This is a genomic window from Pandoraea sp. SD6-2 (genome assembly GCF_000389825.1).
GTDB classification, from domain to species: Bacteria; Pseudomonadota; Gammaproteobacteria; order Burkholderiales; family Burkholderiaceae; genus Pandoraea; species Pandoraea communis.
In genome coordinates, this window is record NZ_KB944454.1 from 50,280 (window position 1) to 74,309 (window position 24,030).

General features: G+C 57.5%; 23 protein-coding genes and 1 pseudogene. 14 read left to right on the forward strand and 10 right to left on the reverse strand.

Features of this window, described 5'->3' with window-relative positions; genetic code table 11:
• Positions 1-205: 205 nt before the first annotated feature.
• A complete protein-coding gene (gene speB / locus C266_RS16580; RefSeq protein WP_010805771.1) occupies positions 206-1,180 on the forward strand; it encodes an agmatinase in 975 nt (324 codons plus the stop codon).
• Between the two features lie 71 nt (positions 1,181-1,251).
• A complete protein-coding gene (tauA, locus tag C266_RS16585) occupies positions 1,252-2,283 on the forward strand; it encodes a taurine ABC transporter substrate-binding protein (protein WP_036663391.1) in 1,032 nt (343 codons plus the stop codon).
• Positions 2,284-2,696: 413 nt separating this feature from the next.
• Here the strand turns inward: tauA and C266_RS16590 are convergent, their stop codons facing one another.
• The gene (locus tag C266_RS16590) at positions 2,697-3,038 is read right to left on the reverse strand and encodes a BrnA antitoxin family protein (protein ID WP_010805769.1); all 342 of its coding nucleotides are present in this window, start codon (positions 3,036-3,038) and stop codon (positions 2,697-2,699) included.
• 357 nt (positions 3,039-3,395) lie between these two features.
• On the opposite strand from C266_RS16590, the gene C266_RS16595 reads away from it, so the two are divergent.
• From C266_RS16595 to C266_RS16605, 3 genes are all read left to right on the forward strand, one after another.
• Positions 3,396-4,280, forward strand: coding sequence for an MBL fold metallo-hydrolase (locus C266_RS16595; RefSeq protein ID WP_010805768.1), 885 nt, complete (start codon positions 3,396-3,398; stop codon positions 4,278-4,280).
• Positions 4,281-4,309: 29 nt separating this feature from the next.
• Complete coding sequence (locus C266_RS16600) at positions 4,310-5,278, forward strand: alpha/beta hydrolase (protein WP_010805767.1); 969 nt, start codon at positions 4,310-4,312, stop codon at positions 5,276-5,278.
• A gap of 161 nt (positions 5,279-5,439) precedes the next feature.
• Positions 5,440-6,336: a LysR family transcriptional regulator gene (locus tag C266_RS16605; protein ID WP_036663394.1), complete on the forward strand. Its 897-nt coding sequence runs from the start codon at positions 5,440-5,442 to the stop codon at positions 6,334-6,336.
• Positions 6,337-6,374: 38 nt separating this feature from the next.
• Here C266_RS16605 and C266_RS28435 read toward each other — a convergent pair whose 3' ends face one another.
• The 5 genes from C266_RS28435 to C266_RS16625 all read right to left on the reverse strand — a co-directional run bounded on the left by C266_RS28435 (position 6,375) and on the right by C266_RS16625 (position 11,215).
• Positions 6,375-6,851 (reverse strand): LysR substrate-binding domain-containing protein, encoded by a 477-nt coding sequence (locus C266_RS28435; protein ID WP_081636316.1) that lies wholly within the window; start codon positions 6,849-6,851, stop codon positions 6,375-6,377.
• Positions 6,852-7,065: 214 nt separating this feature from the next.
• Positions 7,066-8,445: a tripartite tricarboxylate transporter permease gene (locus C266_RS16610; protein ID WP_010805765.1), complete on the reverse strand. Its 1,380-nt coding sequence runs from the start codon at positions 8,443-8,445 to the stop codon at positions 7,066-7,068.
• Complete coding sequence (locus tag C266_RS16615) at positions 8,442-8,948, reverse strand: hypothetical protein (RefSeq protein WP_010805764.1); 507 nt, start codon at positions 8,946-8,948, stop codon at positions 8,442-8,444. Before C266_RS16615 ends, C266_RS16610 begins: the two co-directional genes overlap by 4 nt.
• Positions 8,949-9,006: 58 nt before the next feature.
• The gene (locus tag C266_RS16620) at positions 9,007-9,936 is read right to left on the reverse strand and encodes a hydroxymethylglutaryl-CoA lyase (protein ID WP_010805763.1); all 930 of its coding nucleotides are present in this window, start codon (positions 9,934-9,936) and stop codon (positions 9,007-9,009) included.
• Complete coding sequence (locus C266_RS16625; protein ID WP_010805762.1) at positions 9,929-11,215, reverse strand: hydroxymethylglutaryl-CoA reductase, degradative; 1,287 nt, start codon at positions 11,213-11,215, stop codon at positions 9,929-9,931. Before C266_RS16625 ends, C266_RS16620 begins: the two co-directional genes overlap by 8 nt.
• A gap of 198 nt (positions 11,216-11,413) precedes the next feature.
• On the opposite strand from C266_RS16625, the gene C266_RS16630 reads away from it, so the two are divergent.
• Positions 11,414-12,763, forward strand: coding sequence for a PLP-dependent aminotransferase family protein (locus C266_RS16630; RefSeq protein ID WP_010805761.1), 1,350 nt, complete (start codon positions 11,414-11,416; stop codon positions 12,761-12,763).
• Positions 12,764-12,863: 100 nt separating this feature from the next.
• On the opposite strand, the gene C266_RS28115 is transcribed toward C266_RS16630, so the two are convergent.
• From C266_RS28115 to C266_RS16640, 3 genes and pseudogenes are all read right to left on the reverse strand, one after another.
• A complete protein-coding gene (locus tag C266_RS28115) occupies positions 12,864-13,358 on the reverse strand; it encodes an integrase core domain-containing protein (RefSeq protein ID WP_246831200.1) in 495 nt (164 codons plus the stop codon).
• Positions 13,286-13,693, reverse strand: a complete 408-nt coding sequence (locus C266_RS28120) for a hypothetical protein (protein WP_246189685.1) — start codon at positions 13,691-13,693, stop codon at positions 13,286-13,288. The genes C266_RS28115 and C266_RS28120 overlap by 73 nt, the downstream gene beginning before the upstream one ends.
• Positions 13,690-14,005, reverse strand: a pseudogene (locus C266_RS16640) (transposase). The gene C266_RS28120 and the pseudogene C266_RS16640 overlap by 4 nt, the downstream one beginning before the upstream one ends.
• A 642-nt stretch (positions 14,006-14,647) precedes the next feature.
• On the opposite strand from C266_RS16640, the gene C266_RS16645 reads away from it, so the two are divergent.
• The 8 genes from C266_RS16645 (at position 14,648) to C266_RS16685 (ending at position 23,541) form a co-directional block, all read left to right on the forward strand.
• A complete protein-coding gene (locus C266_RS16645) occupies positions 14,648-15,832 on the forward strand; it encodes a hypothetical protein (protein WP_010805760.1) in 1,185 nt (394 codons plus the stop codon).
• Between the two features lie 9 nt (positions 15,833-15,841).
• Positions 15,842-16,942 carry a hypothetical protein gene (locus C266_RS16650; RefSeq protein WP_010805759.1) on the forward strand — a complete coding sequence of 367 codons (1,101 nt, stop codon included), beginning with the start codon at positions 15,842-15,844 and terminating at the stop codon, positions 16,940-16,942.
• Between the two features lie 727 nt (positions 16,943-17,669).
• Complete coding sequence (locus C266_RS16655; protein ID WP_010805758.1) at positions 17,670-18,872, forward strand: Fic family protein; 1,203 nt, start codon at positions 17,670-17,672, stop codon at positions 18,870-18,872.
• Positions 18,873-20,598: 1,726 nt separating this feature from the next.
• Positions 20,599-21,399 (forward strand): hypothetical protein, encoded by an 801-nt coding sequence (locus C266_RS16665; protein ID WP_036663398.1) that lies wholly within the window; start codon positions 20,599-20,601, stop codon positions 21,397-21,399.
• A 12-nt stretch (positions 21,400-21,411) separates the two neighbouring features.
• On the forward strand, positions 21,412-21,657 hold the full coding sequence (locus tag C266_RS16670; protein WP_010805755.1) for a DUF4224 domain-containing protein: 246 nt from the start codon (positions 21,412-21,414) through the stop codon (positions 21,655-21,657).
• Positions 21,658-21,739: 82 nt separating this feature from the next.
• The gene (locus C266_RS16675; RefSeq protein WP_246831201.1) at positions 21,740-22,693 is read left to right on the forward strand and encodes a tyrosine-type recombinase/integrase; all 954 of its coding nucleotides are present in this window, start codon (positions 21,740-21,742) and stop codon (positions 22,691-22,693) included.
• A 159-nt stretch (positions 22,694-22,852) separates the two neighbouring features.
• The gene (locus C266_RS16680; RefSeq protein ID WP_010805753.1) at positions 22,853-23,038 is read left to right on the forward strand and encodes a type II toxin-antitoxin system HicA family toxin; all 186 of its coding nucleotides are present in this window, start codon (positions 22,853-22,855) and stop codon (positions 23,036-23,038) included.
• Positions 23,039-23,121: 83 nt separating this feature from the next.
• A complete protein-coding gene (locus tag C266_RS16685) occupies positions 23,122-23,541 on the forward strand; it encodes a type II toxin-antitoxin system HicB family antitoxin (RefSeq protein WP_010805752.1) in 420 nt (139 codons plus the stop codon).
• 128 nt (positions 23,542-23,669) lie between these two features.
• Here C266_RS16685 and C266_RS16690 read toward each other — a convergent pair whose 3' ends face one another.
• Positions 23,670-23,855: a hypothetical protein gene (locus C266_RS16690; protein WP_144265854.1), complete on the reverse strand. Its 186-nt coding sequence runs from the start codon at positions 23,853-23,855 to the stop codon at positions 23,670-23,672.
• Positions 23,856-24,030 lie beyond the last annotated feature (175 nt).

The window sequence follows — 24,030 nt, forward strand, 5'->3', positions numbered from 1 at the left end:
GGTTACCGTGAATACCGCGGGTTGCATTGCGCCGCAACGCCTTGCCGCGCAGATTGTTTGGAAAGTGCCGAAGTTCAGTTTGATTGTTCGGGATTCCATGAGCACTGTGGAACGGGACACACTCGCTTCACGCCGCCAATTGCGTCGTGTGGCGGTGGGAGTCAGCTAGCCCTGCAAATTCACGACGCGTTCCCGGGAATTGTCCATGAGAGAAAATAAATTTGCACCCATCACCGGAACCGTCATGCCCCGCTTCTCGGGGCTCGCAACCCTCATGAGGCTGCCCTATCTCAGCCTGGCGGATGAGAATATCGGTGAAGTGGACATCGGCCTGATCGGCGTGCCATGGGACGGCGGCACCACGAATCGACCGGGTGCGCGTCATGGCCCGCGTCAGGTGCGCGATCTTTCCACGATGGTGCGCAACGTCAACAGAGCCAGTGGCATTAACCCGTTTGCGTTATGCAACTGCGCCGATCTTGGCGATACCCCGGTGAATCCGGTCGATCTGATGGACTCGCTGGCGCGCATCGCTTCGTTTTATGACGAGGTCTGCAACGCGGGCATTACGCCTCTGTCCGTCGGCGGGGATCATTTGGTGACGCTCCCGATTTTGCGGGCCATCGCCAGGGATCGTCCTGTCGGCATGGTGCACTTCGATGCACACACGGATACCTGGAACCGGTATTTCGGTGATAACCCTTACACACACGGCACCCCATTTCGACGTGCCATCGAAGAAGGCTTGCTCGACCCGAAGCGCACGGTACAAATCGGCATTCGGGGCGCTTTATATAACGATAGCGAAAACGATTGGGGAGAGCGCCAGGGCATTCGCGTCATCGACATTGAGGAATGCCGTGCGTTGGGATGCGAGGCAGTCATTGCCGAAGCGCGGCGGGTGGTTGGCGATGGCCCTACTTATGTGACATTCGATGTCGATGCGCTTGACCCGGTCTATGCGCCCGGCACAGGAACACCGGAGATTGGCGGACTGACGACCCTCGAAGCGCAGCGCATGATTCGGGGTCTGCAGGGACTGAATCTGGTAGGCGGTGACGTTGTGGAAGTCTCACCGCCGTTCGACACAAGTGGCAATACCGCACTGGTGGGTGCAACACTCATGTTCGAGATTCTTTGTGTGCTGGCAGATAGCCTTCGGCGCCGGAAACCGCGTTGACTGCGGCAACCTGAATACCGTGGGGGGCGAGACCAGACCGCTCCTCGTGAACAGTTACTTTGGAGAGACGGATGAATCAAATCGGGAGAATCGCCAGGTCACTCGTATGTGGTCTGGGCCTTGTAGCCGGCAGCCTGCTTACGCCGCTTCACGCAGCCGAAAGAGTTGTCAACATCGCGTACCAAACCACGTACAGCCCCTGGATTGCGGCGATGGTCAACGGTGCGTTCGAAAAGACGACCGGTTATCGAATCAATTGGAAGAAATTCGATTCCGGTGCTGCGGTCATGAGCGCGATGGCGTCGGGCAGCATCGACATCGGCGTACTCGGATCGAGTCCAATCGCGGCGGCAGCCAGCCGGGGGATGGACATTCAATTGTTCTGGATTCTTGAGGACATCGCCAATGCCGAAGCACTCATGGTGCGCAACGCAGCGAATATCAATTCGCCACAGGATTTGAAAGGCAAAACGATCGCTGTGCCCGTCGCGAGTACAAGCCATTATCAACTAATGTACATGCTCGGCAAATGGGGCATCACCTCCCAGGTGAAGCTGGTCAACATGACACCTACACAGGCTGCGGCAGCGTGGGAGCGAGGCGACGTCGATGGCGCGTTCATTTGGGGACCCGCGCTGGGGCGAATAAGGCCGACGGGGAAACCGTTGATCACGGCTGGGCAAATCTGCGAACAAGGACGATGCACGTTTGAGGGCATGGCAGTTACCCGATCCTTCGGATCGGCCAATCCGGAGTTCATGACCAAGTTCATCGAAGTCCTCGACTCGACCAATCGCGACTTCGTCGCGCACCCGCAAGCGTGGGCTGTCGGTTCGGCCAATCTCGCGGCTGTGATCAAGGGACTCGGGGGCAAAGCCGAAGACGCGGCAGAAGAAATGGCCCTTTACAAATACCCGACGCTGGAAGCTCAGGTGTCATGCCAATGGCTAGGCTGTGGCGCGAAGAGCGGCGCTGCGCAGACGCTCACGTCAACCGCAGAATTCCTTTTGCAGCAAAAGAAGATCGACGCGGTCAAGCCGGACTATGGCGACGCCGTTGCCGCCGGCTATGCGGAAGCCGCAAGGAAGACGACGCGGAAGTGACGAACCTGCGTGCCGAGATCCGGCACGCAGATGAAGTCCATCCTGGGTGAGGGCAGCTTCCGGCGCCCTCACCGGCGTACTTCGCCGTCACACTTGCGCGTCGAACACCTCCCGGGCTGCCCGGAAACTATCGATGGTGGCAGGCACACCGGCTAGTGGTCTTGTGCGCATAGGCTGGTCTGGCTCCGCAGGCGCTCAAGCGGCTTGGCGTCAAGACATACCCAAGCAGATTCGCGGCCCATAACGCTGGCAGCACCACGCAGTTGCCCGCGAACGTTGTCATCAATACCGGGCGCCGTGTTACCCACAAGCTAGGGTTTGGCCGGCAATTCACCCGGTATGAGAACGATTTCGAAAGAACCATTTGAACTTATCGACGCGTCTGTCGCGAGAGAATATCTCAGCACCTTCCATCACACCAAATGCGGATGCTCTGCAATGAACTGCCGCAACGCCGCATCGATTCTCGTCTGCCAACCGCTCCCCGACGCCTTGAAGTAATCGACAACCTCCGGCGACAGCCGAATGTTGATTCGCTCCTTCGTCACTTCGGCCCTGGGCCGACCACGAGGCTTGAGCAGTTTCTCAGCAGCCTCCTCGCCAACAATCCCCGACAACATTTCACTCGCAGGTCGCGCCTTAGCGAACTCCTTCTTCGTCCATTCCGGATTCTGAGAATCCTGGCCCATCTGCTTCTTGATCTTGGCGTCCTCAGCCGGCATAGGGAGGACGGTTCCCGGCTTAAGTTTCGGCATAGCGTTTCACCTCTCGCGAATTCGCCTTGCGCAAGCTGATGACATGTATTTTTTACATGTGGGTTTCCGGCTTTTCACGCCCTCCCGCTTTCGAAGCAACGCCTCCCCTAACCCCTTCCCCCACAACGATTTCCCAGCAGGACTTGAAAACCAGCAAAGAGGTAATCAGGGGGACGTCACTGCTCTGGCAGCCGACAGCGGTCATCCGTCGCGTTCCCTGATTGAGGTGACGTCCAACGTTCGCGTTTTCGCAACGATGGTTTCGCCCTTGCCTGCTTCTTTGTCCGGTCTGCGCCGGGCACTATGCGGTCCATGCCTCGATACCTCTTCGCGGCGCCTTTCACAGGACGGCCCCAAATGGACACGATTCACCGTTATCAGATCGGGAACGCGACGGTCACTCGCGTGACCGAACTCATCCTGCCAGAGATTCCCGCGGATTATCTTTTCCCTGACCGCGACCGATCCGTTCTGACCGACGCCCGGCCGCACTGGATTGGCTCGGAAAACACCTCTGATGATGGCCAGAACGTCGCGCTGAGCGTACACAGCTGGATCGTTCAGATTGGTGGCAAGACCCTCCTTATCGACACCGGCGCAGGTAACGGCAAAAACCGCCCGCTGAATCCGGTATTCAATCAGCTGGAAACGCCGTATCTGAGCCGGCTTGCGGCCGCGGGCGTGCGACCAGCCGACATCGACCTCGTTCTCATCACGCACCTGCACGTCGATCATGTTGGCTGGAATACGGTGCTCGCCGGCGATCGCTGGATACCGACATTCCCGAACGCGCAATACGTGTTTTCTGCGCCCGAGTACCAGTTCTATGCGAACGAAAAGCATGTGCAAACCCCGAGCGCCGGCGTCTTCGCTGACAGCGTGCAGCCGATCGTGGACGCGGGTCAGGCTGTATTGATCGATGCCTCGCATCAGCAGCCTGTCGAGGGCTTCACCTTCCACCAGACCAAAGGACATAGCTTCGATCATCTGTCGATCAGCCTTGAATCGGCGGGCGAACTGGCCTTGTTCTCAGGTGATGTCATGCATCACCCAGTGCAGGTCGCCAAACCTGACTGGAACTCAGTCTTTTGTGAGTTCCAGGACGACGCGCGACGCTCACGCGACTGGGCGCTGAATTTCGCAGCGGACAATCACGCCACGTTTTTCAGCAGTCATTTCCCAGGCACCTCGGTTGGCGTTGTTGAGCGCGACGGCACCGGATTCAACTGGATTCCGCGCTAATCAATCCCATTCTTTCCCGAGAGAAGATCATGACCAAGAAAACCGAAGTTCAAGTCCGCGACTTCATGATTCCAAGCGACACGCCAGACATCGAGCTCCATATCCGCAACAAGCGTCCCGTCGGTCAGGAGGAGTTCGACGATGCCCACACCGTGATGATGATGCACGGCGCAACGTACGGATCGGGGAGCCTTTACGATACGTCCCTCGAAGGGTACTCGTTCATGGACTATCTGGCGCAGGCAGGCTTCGACGTGTACGCCGTCGATGTCCGTGGCTACGGCGACTCCACCCGCCCGCAGGAAATGGACCTCCCGGCATCGCAAAATAAGCCGCTCGGTCGAACTGAGTCCGGCATTCGCGACTTCACGACAGCAGTCAACTTCGTGTTGCGCACGTCGGGCATTGCGCGATTGAATGTGATTGGCATGTCGTGGGGCGGCAGCGTCACAGGTACTTTCACAGCGCGTAACGGATACAAGGTTCGCAAGCTGGGACTTATCGCGCCTCAGTGGGTCAGCGACAAGCCGATTCCGCTGGATGCAGGCGGCCCGCTTGGCGGCTACCGTGTGGTGCGCGCCGCTGACGCACGTGAGCGTTGGGTGGGCGCAGCACCGCAATGGAAGCGCGATACCCTGATTCCCGCCGGTGGCTTCGAAGCCTGGCTCGACAACACGGTTCGGTCTGAACCGGATGCGGAACTTCGTGCGAATCAATCGGTGCGCGCTGTTAACGGACCGGTACAGGATATTCGCGAGTTCTGGTCCAAGGGGAAGCCGTTTTATGACCCGGCCCAGATCGAAGTGCCCGTTCTCCTGATCCACGGCGAATGGGATGTTGACGTGCCGATTGCGCTGGCTCAAGACTATTTCCTCCATCTCACCGGCACCACCGACAAGCGCTGGCTTGAACTCGGGGAAGCAACTCATATGCTGGTGCTCGAGAAGAATCGCCGGGAAGCCTTCGAGGCGCTTGTCCGGTTCATGGGCGAGGCGTAAGCCATCCGGGTCGTGCGCGGGAACAACACGCAAGCGGCGTCCCGCGGACGCGACTATCCGCCGTTGACACATTGGGTGTGCGAGAATTCAGCGCGCACGCGTTGCTGCCGAACCGACCTTCGTCATAGCTCTGCGTCTGGCCCATCGTAATGGCTCAATGAATGGATAAACTCTCTGCGATGCAAGCATTTGTTCGGGTCGTCGACTCCGGGACATTTACTCGGGCGGCTGATCTGATGAATGTGCCGAAGTCAACTGTGACACGTTTGGTCCAGGAACTCGAAAAGGAATTGGGTGTGCGCCTTCTGCATCGAACCAGCAGACAACTCACCTTGACCCAGGAAGGTCAGGTTTATTACGAAGGTTCAATACGCGTACTCGACGAAGTTGGCTCATTGGACGGCAGCGTGCTCAGTGCGACTCGCTCCCCGAAGGGGAAGATCAAGATCGAGCTACCCAGTTCGCTGGCCCAGCACGTCGTCATACCGGCAATGCCTGATTTTTTTGCGCGCTACCCGGATGTACAGGTCGACATGAATGTGGGAAATCGGCCGGTGGACCTGATTGCCGAAAACCTCGACTGTGTGCTGCGGCTGGGACCGTTGCTCAACGACTCGCTGATTGCGAGGCCCGCAGGTACGCTGACGCTTGTGACCTGTGCGGCGCCGGCATACCTTTCCCGACAGGGCACACCGCAAGCCCCTTCCGACCTCGGTCAGGGCCATACGATCGTGCGAATGGCTTCACCGCGCACCGGTCGTGACCTTGTGTTCCGGCTCGCAATGGGCGACGCTGTAGCTGACGTACACGGTGCCTATCAGATCACGGTCAACGACTCCGGCGCGGCGCTCGCCGCGGGTATTGCTGGTCTCGGCGTGCTCACCACTTACGAGTTCCTGGTGAGTCCCCATCTGCAATCTGGCGCTTTGCAACGACTCTTTCCAGAATGGCACGGCGCCCAGATTCCGGTCCACGTGGCTTACCCCGCCAACCGGCATCTGGCGTCGAAGGTCCGTGTATTTGTCGATTGGGCGATTGAGATTTTGCGCAAGGCCTAGCCTTCCTGGGCGCGGGGTCCGGCCGACTCTGTCGAGCGCTACCGGTTTCGCGTCGCTTCTGGCCCACGCGAGGACGCCTGATCCCAGTATGGAGGGGTCCCGACATGGTCGCGCATATGTTCAAGAAAGAGACGGGCCTTCTTCACATGTGATCGACCGGGAAGACGGACTGCATGGATTGCTGGGGCATCCTTCGCGGCGCTCCCGTCCTCCGACGGAAACAGTGAGACAAGTTCGCCACGTCGCAAACGCTCATCGACCAGCCACGTAGCCGGATGCACAATGCCGAACCCCGCGACCGCGGCGTCGGGCAACGTCTCGGTGTCGTCGCATTGCAGTCGCCCTTTAATGGGCAACGGGGCACCGCGGTTCAGACCGGGAAAAGTCCACCACCCACGTGGCGTCGGCTTCGACGACACCGTGAGGCATTCGTGATCGAGCAGATCTTTCAGCGTCTCCGGGCGCCCGTCCTTTTCAAGGTATCCCCGGGGACACACAAAGCAGCCGCTGTCCACGCGACGTCAATTCCGCGGAGAACATGCGCAGTGCTTCGATTATCGAACTATCGACATCCGGCGTTTCCTCGAGTCTCAGTATCACCGTCTGCACCAGGGTTGACTGGAGTTCCCATGATTTCGTGGAGACTCTATAACCAACTGACAGAAGATCCTGGCCTGAGCGATTTGGCCGCTCACTGGAACGGCCATCGCCACTGTCGACCGATGACTTTCAGAAGAGTTTGACTAGTGCAGGCACACTCAATACCGCGACGTAATAGCCCATGAACTGCACACCGGTATTGAAAGCAAACATGCGCGACAGCAGCCCGCCGAATAACCCCACTGTCAGGATGACCGCCAGCCCGAGAAGCTGCCCCTCCCACACGCTGATGACGACGATGAGTCCGGCGAACGTCGCGATGATGGCTTCGTGACTCAACTTTCGGGCCACGATCGATGCGGCACGGTGCGCGTAGTTCATGGCGAGCGGATACGCGATTAACGCGGCAAGCAGCACCGATAGCAATCCGTAGCCGAGGAATTCCCCGCTCGACATCAGCGTATGCAGGTTGTTGACATGCCCCGTCGATGCATCGACAAAGAAGCGCGGCGGCGCGTTGAAGAGCGGCGCGGCCGGTCCCGCAGCGACCGGACTCAATGGCAGGCCGAACGCGATGAGCGGAATCAGCGCCTCAGCGATATACGTTGCCTCCGTCACACCATTTCTCGCCGCGATGACCGTGGTCAGCCGTTGATACGCGTGCTTGATACGCGCGCCGACGACCTCCCCCATCACGACCGTCATGGCGACCGGACTGAATACGAACGTCGCACTTGAAACAGCAGCGGTCGCCATTGTCCATCCCGCCTGCTGGCGATCCAGAACCCGAAACGGATTGGGAAAATAACCCTTCCATCCCTTCACATCCGGCGCCAGCGAAAACGTCGAACGGTGTTCGCGACGCATGCGACGGCGCTCGACCGGAGACAGCACGGCAAACAGGTCAGCGATCAATGGGCCAATGGCAATGCCGAGAAAATAGCTCACGCTCAGCTTTACGCTGTACGTGCTCGTCAACGCCTGCAGACCCACGATCAGCAACACGAACGGAATCAACAGCAGCACGGACGCCAAGCGGCCCGCCGAGAAGTAGGCGATGCCGATCGCAGCGGCAAGAAACACCCACGGCGCTGCCTTGGCGATGGCGCCGCCGAACGGTGCAAGCAGCACCGCAAACAAGACCGCCAGCGGAACCGCGACAAAAGCCGCGATAATCGCACCGGACGTCATCTTGCGCAGCGCGATATGTGGCACGCCGAGTGCGCGCAGCATCGTCGCCTGCTGAAGCAGTGGCGCCGCCATCGTGTCGCCGGGAATGCCCAGCAATGCCGTAGGAATCGAGTGCGTCATATGCTTGGCAACTGCCCCGGCCATGAAGAACGTGAACACGCCCGCCGGCGGCACCCCGAGCAAGGCGACCAGCAAGGTGAGCGGCGCAATGGTCGTAGTTTCGTCGGTGCCGGAGATCAGACCGATGCCTGAAAAAACGATCGCGCCGATCAGTCCCATGCCGAGCGCGACGACGATTTGATGGACGAGCGGACTCATTGACGTTCTCCATGAATCGCAGCATCGTCACCGCGGCGCTTTTCCGCCGACGCAAACAGTTCGAGCAGACCGAGCTCCTCCATCTCGGCTCGAGCCGACGGCGAAAGATCGTCGATGGATCCCAGACCGCCAGATTCCGCGGCGAGTAATTGCAGCACGCGCATGCGCTCGGACTCGTCGGTCGTGTGCTCAACGACCAGCCGCTTCGGTTTGAACAGGTATGCGCAAATAGCGCCGGCCATCAGACAGCCGGCAAGTCCCACGAGCATCGCGTAAGCGCGCGCGATGGCCGCGTCGGCAACGAACGCCGACAGCACATGCTTACCCGCAAAAAACGCCCCGACGCTGATGCCTATGCCAAGCGCGACCGACCCTCCGAGATGACGGAGATCGACCGTGTCACCCCACACCTCGGCATAGCGCGCAGAGGTCTCCTCGGCGCGGATTGCCGATGCCGATTGCACCATAGCGGTTGTCGCGGAATGTCCGCGGTACTGTTCCATCTGTCTCCTCCGTTCTGAAGCATTTGTTATGGGATTCGCGTGTTTCCCGCCATCCCTTTCAAACCGACGCAAGCCTGACTTCACGCGCGCGGCTCGCGCGTGCAACGCTCGACGATGTCGTCCTGCTCAACGCATTCGAAATGAAGCTGCCTGCGTCGATGAGTGCTGCAAGATCGATTCCCGTCGCAATACCGAGTTCGTGGCACAGATAGACCACGTCTTCTGTCGCCACATTGCCCGTCGCGCCCGGCGAATACGGACATCCGCCGATTCCCGACACCGAACTGTCGAACGTCGAGATACCCGTCTGCAACGCAGCGTAGACGTTGGCCGTCGCCATGCCCCACGTGTCGTGGAAGTGTCCAGCGAGCGCTGCGACCGGCACATCCTTCGCGCACGCATCGATCATGCGCCGCGTCTTCACTGGTGTGCCGGTGCCGATAGTGTCGCCCAGACTGATCTCATAACAGCCCATCCGGTACAGCCGCGCTGCCACCGCGGCGACGTGGTCCGGATCGACGTCGCCTTCGAACGGACAGCCCAGCACGCAGGAAACGTAACCGCGCACGCGAACGTCCGCTGCCAGGGCCTTCTCCACGACGGGGGCAAAGCGATCGATGCTCTCCGCGATCGAGCAATTGATGTTCTTCCGAGAGAAAGTCTCCGATGCCGCAGCGAAGACGGCGACTTCGTCGCATCTCGCCGCCAGCGCGGCATCGAGTCCCTTGAGGTTCGGCACCAGCGCCGAGAACACGACGCCTTCCTTGCGTTCGATGTCGCGCAGCACCTGCGCGCCGTCCGCCATCTGCGGCACCCATTTCGGCGAGACGAACGATGCCGCCTCGATCCATCTCACCCCCGCAGCGACCAGCCGGCGGACCAGCTCAACCTTCGTCGCACTCGGCACGATCGACGACTCGTTCTGCAACCCGTCGCGTGGACCGACCTCGACGATCTTCACGCCCTGCGGTAGCACCTGCTCACGCATGACGAGGCCCTGCCAGCAATTCGATAGCGAAATCGGTGCGTACATCCTTCGCGGCGACCATCTTTTTCACGACCCAGTCGATCTCGTCACCTTTCGCGCCCGCCGACATTGCAATGTTGCGGGCATGCAGCGCCATGTGTCCGCGCTGAATCCCCTCGGTCGCGAGTGCGCGCAATGCGCCCAGATTCTGCGCGAGACCCACCGCAACCGCGATCTCGCCCAGTTCCTGTGCCGATTTCACATCCATGATCTTCAGCGCCAGGCGTGCCAGCGGGTGCGTCTTGGTCGCGCCGCCGACCAGACCGACCGGCATCGGCAACTCGATTGTCCCGACGAGGTCGCCGTTCTTCGCTTTCTCCCACGTCGTCAGCGATGTATAGCGCCCGCTGCGGCTCGCGTAGGCGTGCGCGCCCGCTTCGACCGCGCGCCAGTCGTTGCCGGTCGCAACGATCACCGGATCGATGCCGTTCATGATCCCCTTGTTATGCGTCGCCGCGCGGTACGGATCGATGGACGCGAACAGATAGGCGTCGATCACGCCATTGATGACGTCTTCGCCCGAATACGCCTTGGTTGCGAGCGTCTCGGCGGAATAACGGACCTGCGCACGCGCGAGCCGCAGATCGGCGAGGTTGGAGAGAATGCGCAGACGCACCTTGCCTCCCGTCAGCGTCTCGATGCGGCCCGCAACGGATTCGGCCATCGTGTTGACGGTGTTTGCGCCCATCGCATCGCGCACGTCGACGATCAGGTGCGCGACCACCATCGCGCCGCGTGGCGTGTCGGGAAACACATGCACTTCGATGTCCCGGCATCCTCCGCCGAGACCGATCAGAACCTTGTCACGGCCGTTCGCGAGTTCGATCAGCTCGTCCTTGTGCTTCAGGATCGACAGTCGCGCGCCATACGGATCGGACACGTCGACGATCTGTACCTGCGCGCGCATCAGGGGCCCCGTGCTCGACGTTCGAAAACCGCCCGACTCTCGCGAGAGTTTGGCCATGAACGATGCGGCCGCCACGATCGAGGGTTCCTCGACCGCCATCGGCACGATCACGTCCTTTCCGTTGATCTGGAAGTAGCCGGCGACAGCCATTGGCAACTCAAACGTGCCGATGACGTTTTCGATCATTCCATTCGCGATGTCGAGCGGTAGTGCGCCGGGTTTGGCCAACTGCGCGTGCGCCGCATCGTCAAGACCAACGGCCTTGCTGAGATGTGCGAGACGCTGTGCTGGTGACAGCGCACGATAGTTGGGAAGCGTCGAATCGATGGTCATTCATTTGTCCTTTGTGTCGAATGCCGCAGGGGCGCTATTGCTTGCGGTGGCCAGTCAGTGGACGAATAATAGGCTCCGTGTACCCATTTTGAAGATACAGTTATCCACGACAGTCGAATGACTGTACCCATTACGGTCGGCTTATTTTGCGGAGCAACAATGAGGAATCGGCATGAGAGGGGCACCCTATCAAGCTCGATGGCAGACAATTTGGCCAGACAGATCGAGGACGGCTTACTGCCCGCCGGCGCCAAGCTCCCCTCAATTAGGGAATACGCTGAGGCGGCCGGTTGCTCGAAGAACACGGTCATCAGCGCGTTCGACAATCTGACGGCGAAAGGGCTGATCGAGCCGCGGCGCGGCTCCGGCTTCTTCGTGGCACGGCGCGTGAAAGCCACCGACGAGATCGATGAACCATCGACGCTCGATCGCGCAATGGATATCGTTTGGCTGATGCGCGAGCAGTTGCAGGTCAAACCCGACGTGCTCAATCTCGGTGAGGGGTTCCCGCCGGTCGAATGGCTCGAAGAGACGCGCCTCGATCAGTACCATCAACGCGTCGTGCGCACCGGCGTGGCGTCGCTGTTCCGTTATGGAAGCCGCTACGGCTATCTGCCTCTGAGGCAGTCGCTGCAGCAAAAACTGGCAGGCTACGAGATCGACGCGAGTCCGTCGCAAATCGTGCTCGCGCACGGCGCCAATCAGGCAATGGACCTGGTGCTGCGTTACTTCGTACGGCCCGGCGACACGGTTCTGGTCGACGATCCCGGGTATTACCCGCTGTTCGGAAAGCTCAGGCTGAGTGGGGCGAACATCGTCGGCGTGCCGCGCGCCGTCGATGGGCCAGACATCGGCAAGCTCGAAGCGCATCTCGTCGCGTATCGGCCGAAGCTTTTTTTCACACAGTCGGTGGGCCATAATCCGACGGCGACCGATACCAGTGCGGCGAAAGCCCATCGCATTCTGCAGCTGGCCGAACGACACGATCTGACGATCGTCGAGGACGACGCGCTTGCCGATCTGAGACCACGCTCGTTGACACGCATCGCGACCCTGGACCAACTGCGGCGCACGATCTACATCGGAAGCTTCGCCAAGTCCGTTTCCGCAGCATTACGCGTCGGATTCCTTGCGTGCAATCCAGCGCTTGCCAGCGATCTGGCCGACGTGAAGATGCTCACTCACGTAAGCAGCTCCGAATACTGCGAACGCACACTCGATGCGATCATCAGCGACGGTCACTTCCTGCGGCACACAAATCGTCTCCAGGAGAAGCTACGACGCGCTACAGGCACGGCTATCACCGCGCTGACCCGTTTGAATGCGGAAATCTATCGGCCTTGCGACCAGAGTCTGTATTTGTGGGCATCGTTGCCGGGCTGGTCCGATTCGATGAAACTGGCCGCGGCGCTCATCGAACATGGCGTCATCCTCGCGCCGGGCGCGGTGTTCTCGCCGACGGGGGAGCAAGTGTCGGCTTACTGCCGGTTCAACGTTGCGTACCTCGCGGACAAGCGCTTTGCGGCTGCGTTGAACGCCTGCGCGTAACCGAGCCTCACCGCCGTAGTCCTGCGAGGCTCTCCATCCCGCCGAATGGTCGAGATCGAAAATTGGCACTTCTGTAATGACCCAGCGAAACCTGCTCAGATTAAGCGGCTAATGCAAATACCTCAGCCGGGGTTTTCATGTTCAGCGCCTGATGGGGCCGTCGATGGTTGTAGAACTGAATCCAGTCGGCGATCACACGGCTGGCGTGCTGCAGCGTTTCGAAGCGGTGACGATGTACGCCTTGCTCCTTGAGCGTGCGAATCACGCGCTCGACCAAACCGTTCTGTTGCGGGCAGTGTGGCGTGACGAACTCCTGACGCAGTCCGTAACCGCGCACCAGGGCCGTGTAGGCACGACTAGTGAAGACCAACCCGTTGTCGCTTCTCAGCAGGAACGGCTTCGGCACCCGTCCGAGCGTACCAAAGCGAGCAATCAACGCATGCTCCAACGCGCTCGAAGCCGTGCTGGCGCGGCCACTGCGTGACAGATGCCAGCCCAGTAGCTCGCGCGTATGACAGTCGATCACCCGTGCCAGTGTCGCCCAGCCGTCCCGGCGTCCCGCCCAGACCACACGCGACACAAATCTGTTGACCAACGTTCATTGGGCATCGTCGCCACCGATGGCAACGCCTGAATCCTCGGTCTGAAGCCGATTGGCCGCTTGCGAACCTGCCAGCCCATCAACTGGAACACCCGCTGCACGGTGTTCTTGTTGAACCCCAACAGGTACGCGACCGTCCGATAGCCAAACGACGGCGACTCCTCGATCAACGCCTTGATCAGCGCGGCGAACTTCGCATCGACCTTGCGCGCCGATTTCACGGGCTTGTAGTACACGGTGCGACGCGGTACACCGAACCCGCGGCACAGCTTGGCAATCGAGACGGTGATGCCGTCGGCTTGAAGTCCCTGGCGGATCGTCTCGATCACTTCTCGTCCTCGCCCAGCAGGGACTGCAATTTTTTTCTGGCACGCAACTCCAGCATCGCCTCGCCGTAGGCCTCCTGGAGGTCCTTGATCTGGTGTTCATACTGTTCCCGCACGTCTTGTGGGTTGGCTCTCAAGGCATTCTCCATGCCCCGCCTGCCGTCATCGACCCACGGCTCGACCTCCGAAGGGTGACAGATCGTACTGGCGGCTCGCCTCCGCCACTGTGGTCTTGCCCTGAATGATGTCCAGCACCAGGGCGCTCTTGCGCTTCGCTGTCCACCTTTTGATGTCGTCCTCCATCACCTTGCTCATCGTCTTTTCCTCGATTATGACGTGAGCAGGTTTTCACTGGGTCATTACACCCCCTCGACCAACGAGTCTACGTTTGATGTCTATTTGATAGTCGAAAAACAAAAACCCCATAAAACACTTGATTTTATGGGGTTTTTTGATGCTTTTGGCGGAGAGAGGGGGATTCGAACCCCCGATAGGCTATTAACCTTGGCTAGCCGTGGCTGAGAGGCTTATCTGGCAAGGGATTGCGGGGGGTGCGTTTACTATTTTGGGGTGTTACGCGAAGAGGGTAAGTGGTTGATTTTTATGGTGGAGGGGATTTGGTGATAGTAGGAGGCATGGCAGCGAATTGGGGCGAAAGGTACGGCATTGCGATGGCGGTATTCGACCCATTTCAGCCCAGTGGCCCGACAAAACGCTAACGAAGGCTTCGAAGATACAACCGTTACTCTTTCCTGACTGTCCAGCCGATCATAATATAGTCGACTCGTCATTTTGAGTGCCGTACGGCTATGGAGAGCCCATCCCCACGGACAGGGGTTTAACCGCAAATCGGCGCACCTACGATATAGTGCGCTGCTAACGTCATTCCCTTCATCTCGACCAGCCAGGCGATGGCATCCGATATAGTGTTATGACCAACATCTGAGGAGCGGATAATTGAGCGGCCAGCCATTAGTAATTTTGGAAGACAAGAACAGCAAATGCCTCTCACTGCTTGCGACCGTTACTCTTGCTGACTATTTTGCCCTCATTGCAGGAGCATACGAAGACCAAGGCGGCTTAGACGGGCAGCGCGCCCCGATTACAACCAAGACTGGCATGAAGATCCGGAGCAGGCTCGTCAACGACCTGAAAAATGGCGCAGTGATTCCACCAATTGTTGTGGGTGCCGTTTGTGCTCCTGCGATCGTGACTCAACTTCAGCGACTAACGACCTCGCAGCAACTAGTCGACTTGCTTCGCGCGAAGAGTGTTGATCTGTCGATCATCGACGGCATGCAGCGCACGACTGCTTTGCAAGACGCCAAGCTGAATGCCAGGAGGACTATGGTAAGAATTGAGTTATGGGTCGCAAAGAAGGTTGATAGTTTGATTTATAGGATGTTGGTGCTCAATACTGGTCAAGTACCTTGGGATCTGAAGCGACAGCTAGACACCCTGTATCGACCAATCGTGAAGAAGGTCGAACAGTCCGTCCCGAAGGCAAAGATTATCGCCCTGGATGAGACGTTCCGTCGTTCTCAAGCAGGTGAATATCGAAGCACTCGGATTATCGAACTTTTCCTGGCATTTACCTCTCGATCTACGGACGTCGATATCAAGGAGCGCGTTGCCGAAGAGTTCGCCAAGATCGACATAACTGAGGCGACAGCGAATGAAGAGTTCATGCCTTTATTCATTGACGCAATGAAATTGATGATCGAAGTCGACGGAGCTTTTGACCGCGCAGGCAGGAAAACGGGCTCCATGACTGAGGCAAAAATCAAAGCGGGTCGCGATATTTTTACTTCTGCGCCTGGTTCTATTGGTTTTATGGCCGCAGTGGCGGAAAAATTGTTGGGCGCGGCCGGCTTCGACTACGACCTAGTGGCCGCAAAAAATGAGCTTAAACTCGTCCGCGCGAAAATGAATAAACTCATTGCGTTCCTCAATAAGAAATCTGATAGCGATCTCGCCGAATTTCTCGATCTTGGAACGCTAAATCAAGTGCTCACGGTAAAGTCGAGTCGGATAGGTGAATACCAGCGAAACGTCTACAAGAAAGCGTTCACAGTGCTCATGGAGAAGACGGCGCAAGTTATCAAGCAAAACTCAATGACCCCATGCTGGCAAGCACGCTAGGGTCGAAAAATGAGTAAAAATATCAAAAAATTCATACAGAATGATATTTTTGATTGGCTCGTGCAAAATTCATCTGACCCGGCGCAGGTTGCCGGGTTGAATCGCAATGATTTTTGGGTTCAGCCATTCGCAAAAACGGATTCGAAACAGACCGAGGAGGAAAAGCAACTTATCGCCCGTTTCGAGTCAACGAAAGTTACGAGTCGGCAAGAGGTCGATCTCTGGCGCTTCCGTATTGTTGACGAATCCGGGGCTCGACAGGTGACGATTGCTAACATTCGCGGCTTCTTCGAAACCAATGAAGCAGAATTTCTATTCCCGTTCGAGATAGGGAAGTTGACATTTTTGCAACGACTTGACTTCATTATAGAAATGGGGATTTCCGCCGTACGCCCAATTCCTAATCGTATATTGTTAAGCGCAACCACATCAAAAGAGCCAATTCTCGAGGCGGATTTAGAAAATTATCTTCCCAAAGTTGAAGCATGGTCGATTGGTAAGGATGACGCATCTCGGATCGAGGGTGATCGAATATTAATATCTAAAGCCCTAGTAAACTTAGAAATTGATAATGCCCTCGTACGGCAAAACGGATTGGAGTTTGCTGAGCTGGCGGTAACCATGCCGGAAAAAGATCATGATTGGCTCTTCGACCAGGTTTATTTTGCTATATCCTGCCGACGACCAGAGCATCTGTATCTGGCTCTTTACAGAATCTTTGAATTCTTTTTCCCCATGAAGGGGTTGATGTCTCTTAAAGCTCAGCTCGAGTTTACGGGATCAATGTTGCAGTTGCGCGAATATTGCCGGGCAAGCCTCAACTGGAATGTGAACCATCAGTATGGCGCGCGCGCGGCAGCCGATTATGGCGGGACGACTTTTGCAAAACTGTGTCTTGATCGAGAGTTAGCTCCTGATGCCGACGAAGACACTGTGAGAAAGCTCAAGGCTGACGCCATTGAGAAAATCACCGAGCTGCGTCACCGCTTGGCACATCAGACTTTTGACAAGGAAGTCATCACGCCGGATGACCTTGGTAAGAAAATCCGAGCGATACTGTCTCTATTGATAGAGTCGTTCGGACAGTACAGGGCAGTAACAGTGGCTTAAGTTCCACGGTGACAGGAATACATTCGACGCAGTAATACGATCTTCTGTCACAAAACAGATTCAACATTCAAAGGCCGTTTTCCGGAGCCGAACAGACGCGTGGACGTGTCGATAGCGCTACGGACAAATAACGTTTCCTGGCCGATAGGCGACGATCACATCCGGTCACTATTGGGAGGAGCGACGCCCTCTCAGGCCAAGTGATCGCTATAGCAGCAATATCTGCCCTCGGCATACCACGCACCCCGAGAGCAACGCCAAAGTGCCGGGATCTCATTTCAAGCTTTACGAACGGGCGGGCGCTTAGGCATCTGCGCCAAGCTATCTCCATCGGCTCGATGGCCCTCCCTTTCAATCAATGCTCTGAAGGCCTCAATGATCAATGCCGTCGTGCATTGAGAGGCCTGCGAGCGCCTTAGCCTTCACGAGTAGTTCGTCGTTAAGGGTGAGAGGTGTGGGCATTCGACACCTCCAAGAACGTGGCATGAGTGGCCATTCGGGGCTAGCACGGCCTCGTGGGTTCGGTGAGCAGTGTAACCGCTCAAAGAACCCTACGAACAACCCTACATTTATCCACACAGAAAAATAAAAAAATCTATAATCTACAAATAGTTACGTTATTTTCAACCCTCCAAAGAACCCTACATCTATCCCTCCAGAAAACTGTACAAACCTGGGCGGAGATAGGTAAGCTCTTACGGGAGAAACCAACGCAAAGAAAGGTCCCATGGTTACTATCGTCTCGATCCAGCCCCTCTTCCCGGAAGACCGAGTGCTTGACGGTTCGCTCGAACTGGCGGCCTCTCTGTCCGAGAGAGCCCGCGAGTTACAGGCCGATGGGAAAGGCCCGGTCGCTGACGCCCTTGTTCCGCTCCTTCGGAACATGAACTCCTACTACACGAACAAGATCGAGGGGCAACACACCACTCCGGCCAAGATTCAGCAGGCTCTTGAGCAGCACTACTCGTTGGACACAGAAGAGCACAAGAAGCAGTTGATGGCCACGGCGCACATTCACGCCGAGGAGCAGTTGGAAAAGCAATGGAAAGATGTAAGCGCCAGCGAAATGTTCAACGCGGAACGCGTGCGCACCATTCACCGGCTGTTCTTCGAAGCGCTGCCTGAAAAATTCCGACTCACGAACGAAGGCGACCTTATCCGACCTGGCGAATTCAGAGAGAAGGATGTCACCGTTGGCAAGCACATGGCGCCCCCCGTAGATCTCATACCCCAGCTAATGGAGGAATGGGAGAAGCGCTACTCCCGCATCAAGGCCTCTGAGTACCAACTGATAGCGACAGCTTGCTCACATCATCGCCTCGCGTGGATACACCCGTTCATCGACGGCAACGGTCGCGTCTGCCGTTTGCATTCGCATTTGACACTACACGCATCTGGATTGACCGACGGCCTTTGGTCTCCGTTACGCGGATTCGCTCGTACCCACGATGAGTACTACGCTCGCCTCGCCGCAGCGGATATGTCTCGACGAAACGACCTGGACGGAAGAGGCAACCTGTCGCAGGAGGAGCTAGTCAAGTTCATCAATTACTTCCTCGATTGCTGTCTGGATCAAGTCACCTTCATGTTGAAGATGATGGAGTTCGGCGGATTCACGGCGCGGCTACGCGACCTGCTCTACTACCTCGATGCCAACCCCTGGCAGATCGGTTCCGACAAATCGGTTATCAGACCTGAGAAGTCGGCCCTAGCCCTCGAATTCATCGCTCGCACCCGACCGCTTTCGCGGGCGGAATTCGCACAGATTCTCGGAGAGAGCGATGCGACCGCTAGACGCATTACCCGCAGTCTTTTGGATTTCGGGATTCTGCGCTCTGACTCGCATCGGGGTGATCTTGCCTTCGCTCTGCCGCTAAAGAGCTTGAGATTCCTGTTTCCGAAGCTCTGGCCCGAAGTAGATTCCGAGTAAACACTGCCGTCATTCGATAGATACCGTTCCCGTGCGGGAACGAAATGCCGAAATTGCACCGTTTTAACGGCTTTCGTTCCCGAGCGGATACGAAACAGTGTCCTTAGACGCGGTTGAACCAATCGCCCGCTTACACGTGAGTGGAGCCCAAGGCTCCGTTTTCGTGCAACACATTGTTCAGACCGCCCCCATCAACCAAGAAGAGTCCCTATTGAGGCATCGGAATGTTCCGAATCGCAACGAGTGACCTAGAATGGGACTCGGAACGCGTGGTGCCGATATTGTCGGATCGCTAATCTTGTCCCCGTCGCGCCACAAACGCGACCGGGTTTAGCGACCCGAACGGTCATATCTCCGGCACACGGCCGCGAAATTTGCGGCTTTCGTGTGCGTAGTGCCGCGCATCCGTGTCAACGGGCGGGCCTGGATTGGGACACCTTCGGGTGTGCCGCCTATCGGAGTGACCAGCGGTTCGCTAACCTAGTCCAGTGCCCGCCCACCTCTGCGCAATGCGGTGGGTGGCGGGGCTCTCGAAAGTTGGCTAGAACGAGGCACTCGCATGACTTCCTATTTCCCGGCAGGTCCCTTAGTCCACGCTTCCGTGGATAGACTCAACACCCTCTCAGAACGCATCCTCGCTCTCGCGATGTGCTCGACCACAGACGCAGGCAAAGAGATCCCTCACAGATTTCTACTCGCGATCTTCGAAGAACTCGGCGAAATGGCCGGGGAACTTGTCAGCGAATGCCACAGGCTGAAATCAAGCCTTCTGGTCGCATAGCATCAACCTCCGCATCTAACTCTGCCTCCGGCATGGCCCCCCGCATGTTTCGGCTGTTCTCATAGCATCGCGCCACGCACGACGCGGCTCGCTGCTTCAATCTCAAGCCACGCCATTCGCCATGCAAGCCATCATCCTCCCCACTTCCGCGCCAATCGGAATTTCCCCATATACGCTGATTTCGCGCCCTGCTTTAATACCCAGACATTCCCGCCGCGTATACATGCGCGGCCTAAGTTTGTACCGTTGTATTCAGTGCATAGAAGCATGGGTTCGCACTGGCCCATATTATTTCCGGCGACAAATGCCGGATTTACATCGGCGCTCAGATGCGTACGCTGGGGCAGTTTTACGAGAGCTCGGCCAATCCCTAATGCGGGCAGTAACCTTCGTCGTGCTGCGGCCATCATCCAAAAAATTTCCTATCTCACCCGGCAGGTAACACAGTCGTAACCCAACCTCACCGTTGGTTCGTGCATTGACGTTTTTACTTCCGCTAACCGGTCGTCTTTCAGGACGTCTAGCGTCGGGAGTGTCAGCGCCGTACCCGGAGAGAGGGTTGCGTGTGCGTGCCTGCGGAGTCCGGGCGGTTATCGCGCGGCTCAGCGCGGCTCGCGTGACCGAGCAGCGGGTCTCTCCTCGTGCGCTCGCCACAACCTCATACCTATGCATTCCGGCTTTCATGCCGAACCTTTCTGCGTTCGATGCAGCGATATCGCTTGTCTTGAACGTGAAGGGTTGCGGACAAAAGTTGGGAAGCGCTGCGAGCGCCCGCCGCCCGCAGGGGCGAGGACGGCGGGCGCGCGAAGCGCGCCCTTAGACTTGTATCTACAACACTTAACGTACAAGTCATCGGAATCGCCGGCCAGATCAGGCACGACAAGAACACTTACCCCCAAGCGATCAATGCGAGGGGCATCCTGATCAGAGAGATAGAGGTTTGCGATGAATGACACCCCCTTGATGGATTACTCGCCGTTCCGCCGTGAATGGATCGTCCGCCGACGTGTGTTTGAGGATGGACAAGTTGAAGCCTTTGCAATCCGCTTTGATCGGTACATGAAAGCTCAAGATCTTCATCTCATGCCTAGGGCAAAGCGTGGCGAGTCGAAGGACGAGGAGAAGAGCATGCTGAGCGCCGCGAAACGCGCCAAACAACAAGTGCGGTTGCGCTGCAAAGCAATTGGCGCCGACCGCATGATCACGCTTACGTATCGAGAAAACGTGCTCGACAAAGAGCGAATCAAGCGCGATTTCGACGCGCTGCGGCGCCTCTTGGGTCGAGTCCAGAACTTTCAATACGTCGCTGTCCCCGAGCGGCAAAAGCGGGGTGCGTGGCATCTGCACATCGCGGTCAAAGGGCGGCAGAACTATCGCGTCCTGCGAGCGATGTGGCTCCGTGTCGTCGGCGAGGGTAACGGCAACGTTGATGTGCGCAACCCGAATCGCGAGGTCGGTCTTCGTCACAAGATCGCGACTTACATTGGGAAGTACATCGTCAAGAATTTCGACGAGCACAATCTCAATGAAAAGCGGTACTGGGCAAGTCGGGGGATCAAGGTTCCGGAAGCGGAGACTATTGTTCATTTTCTCGAAGACGAAGCTCACGATGCCATTGTTGCCGCGTACAACTCCGCAACTGAGACCGGCGTATCGCTCGAAGGTCACCAGTTTTACTGGAACGAGGACGCGGGATATTTCTGGCTCGCAACACGAGAGCGACGTGACTCCGACGGCAAGGCGTAAGGAGGTACATCGATGAGAAATCTGACCTCGATGTTTCTCGAACCGGATGAGTTAGTGACATTGACTGGACGCACTCAGAACCGTGCTCAGGCACGCGCATTGCGCATGATGGGCATTGAGCACCGTGTGCGGCCAAACGGCACGATTGTGGTGTTGAGCGAACACGTTGCCGTGGTGCTTGGCGCGCAAACTGCCGTAGCGGCCCGTGACACCGCCATTGAGCCAGACTGGAGGGCGATGAATGCCGCGAAAGCGTGATCCCCGCAATAAGGGCTTACCGACGCGCTGGCGGCATATCAGCGGCGCGTACTACTACCAAGTGCCACCGGGCCTCGAATCGATGTGGGACGACAAGCAGACGTTCCGTCTCGGATCGTCTCTTCCGGAGGCGTATCGAGTGTGGTCGGATCGGCTTGCCGATCTGGAAAACGTGCGAACCGTCGAGAAGTTGCTAGAGCGCTATGCACGGGAGGTTTTGCCGACCAAGGCGGTAACAACACAAGCGCAAAACACGTCTGCGTTGAAGTCGCTTAAGCCGGTTTTCGGGCGCATGCCTCTCAACGGCATCAAGCCTCGTCACGTCTATCAGTACATCGATAAACGAGGAGCGAAGGTGGCTGCGCGTCGCGAGGTCGAAGTGTTGTCACATGCACTGACGAAAGCTGTTGAGTGGGGATACATCGACCGACATCCGTTCAAGGGCGAGTTGCGCCTGGCTAGCATTCCGCCAAGGACTCGGTACGTAGAAGACTGGGAAATCGTCGAGTGCTTCTCGCTGACGTCGAAGCGGAAGTCAGGGAGCGTCCTCGCCGTACAAGCCTATATGCGTGTCAAGCTGCTCACGGGGTTGCGTCGCGGGGATCTATTGCGGCTTCGTCTCGATGACCTCAAAAAGGACGGAATTCACGTCACGCCAGCCAAGACGGCGAACACCACTCGCAAGCGGTTGATCATCGAGTGGACCGACGCGTTGCGGGAGGCCGTAGAGGAAGCCAAGGCCGTACGGCCAATGCATGCGTCCGAATGGCTCTTCTGTACCCAGCGAGGCGAATCCTTCCTCAACGAAAAGACAGGCAGAGCCGGTTCGTGGGACTCAATGTGGCAGGGATTTATGCAGCGAGTGTTGGCCGAAACGAAGGTTGAAGTCCGCTTCACTGAGCATGACCTTCGTGCCAAGTGCGCCAGCGATGCCCAAACGCTTGAGCATGCTCAGACGCTTCTCGCGCACGCCGACAGTCGCCTAACCGCGAGGGTCTATCGACGCAAGCCGGAGCGAGTCAAACCGCTCCGCTAGGCATTGCCTGAATTATGGCTTCGGTGCCTGTCCTGAGCCGCCCCGGCAAGTTCGGGCGAAAGGCGATAGCAACGGCGCATCGACACCGGTAACAGAAGCGCTCCGAACTCAACTTGAAAATACAACATTTGTGTTGTATTGTTTGCTAATGGAAGGGACATGAAGTACAGCGAGTTTCGAAAGTGGTTGAAGCAGCAAGGCGCAACGTTTGAGAGGCATCGCTCGGGTTCAAGCCACTTTCGCGTGACCTTGAACGGGAAAACAACGATTTTCCCTGACCATGGAGCCAAGGAGATTGGTACTGGTCTCGTTGAGGCGATCAAGAAGCAGCTTGGTCTCAAGTGAGCCCCGTCGTTGCCGCGCCATTTCACGTTCTACCTGTATTGCAGCGTTCAACTGTTTTGGAAGAGCGCTAAAGGAGTATCGATATGTTGAGCTATCCGATTGATATGCGACCGGACACGAACGGAACGCTGCTTGTCACGTTTCCAGACGTGCCCGAGGCGATCACCGTTGGTGAAAATGAGGAAGAAGCTCGCGCCCAAGCACTGGATGCGCTGGAAGCAGCTTTGGAGATTTATTTCGCGGAAAAACGCGAGATTCCACGCCCGTCGCGCCCCAAGAGGGGGCAGCAGTTGGTCACGCTCCCGATCCTAGCGTCAATGAAGGTGCTTTTAGCTAACGAAATGCTGGCCCAAAACGTTCGAAAGGCTGAGCTTGCAAGACGGATGCACGTCAACCAGGTGCAGGTTGATCGACTTTTGAAGCTTGGTTATGCGTCAAAACTAGATGCCGTTGAAAGTGCGTTCGAAGCCCTCGGCAAACGTCTTGAAGTGCGTGCCGTTTAGGCAACCGACCAGCAGTAAACATGCAAAGGGCTTCCATTCGGGAAGCCCTCTGTACTTCTATGGGGGCGAAACTCCGTCCTAAGTCGACCGCTCAGCGGATCTGCCGCCAGAGAAGTCGCCCCATGTCTCTAGCTGTCTTCGTGCATTTGAAGTCGAGGAGACGCTCGTAACTCGTCATACACGCGCATCGTCTGCTCGCTGATACCGCCCGCAGCATGCATGTCTTTGGCGATTTCATGAATCGCCGCCAGCGGATCGGACTCGTCCATGCCGGAACGGCCCTCCATTGATTCAACTGGAATTTGATGCGCCATGCTCTTCGCCTCGATCGCCATCTATTAACTCAAATAGAGTAGGCGAAGAGTGTACCTGCGCGGGGAGCTAGTCGACCGGATCACGCTAATGACGGACGTGTTACCGACGCGAGCCTGAGCGCCAAAAGCCACCCCGCCAAGCCCCCGGAATAGTAAACATCCGCCCTATAGTAAA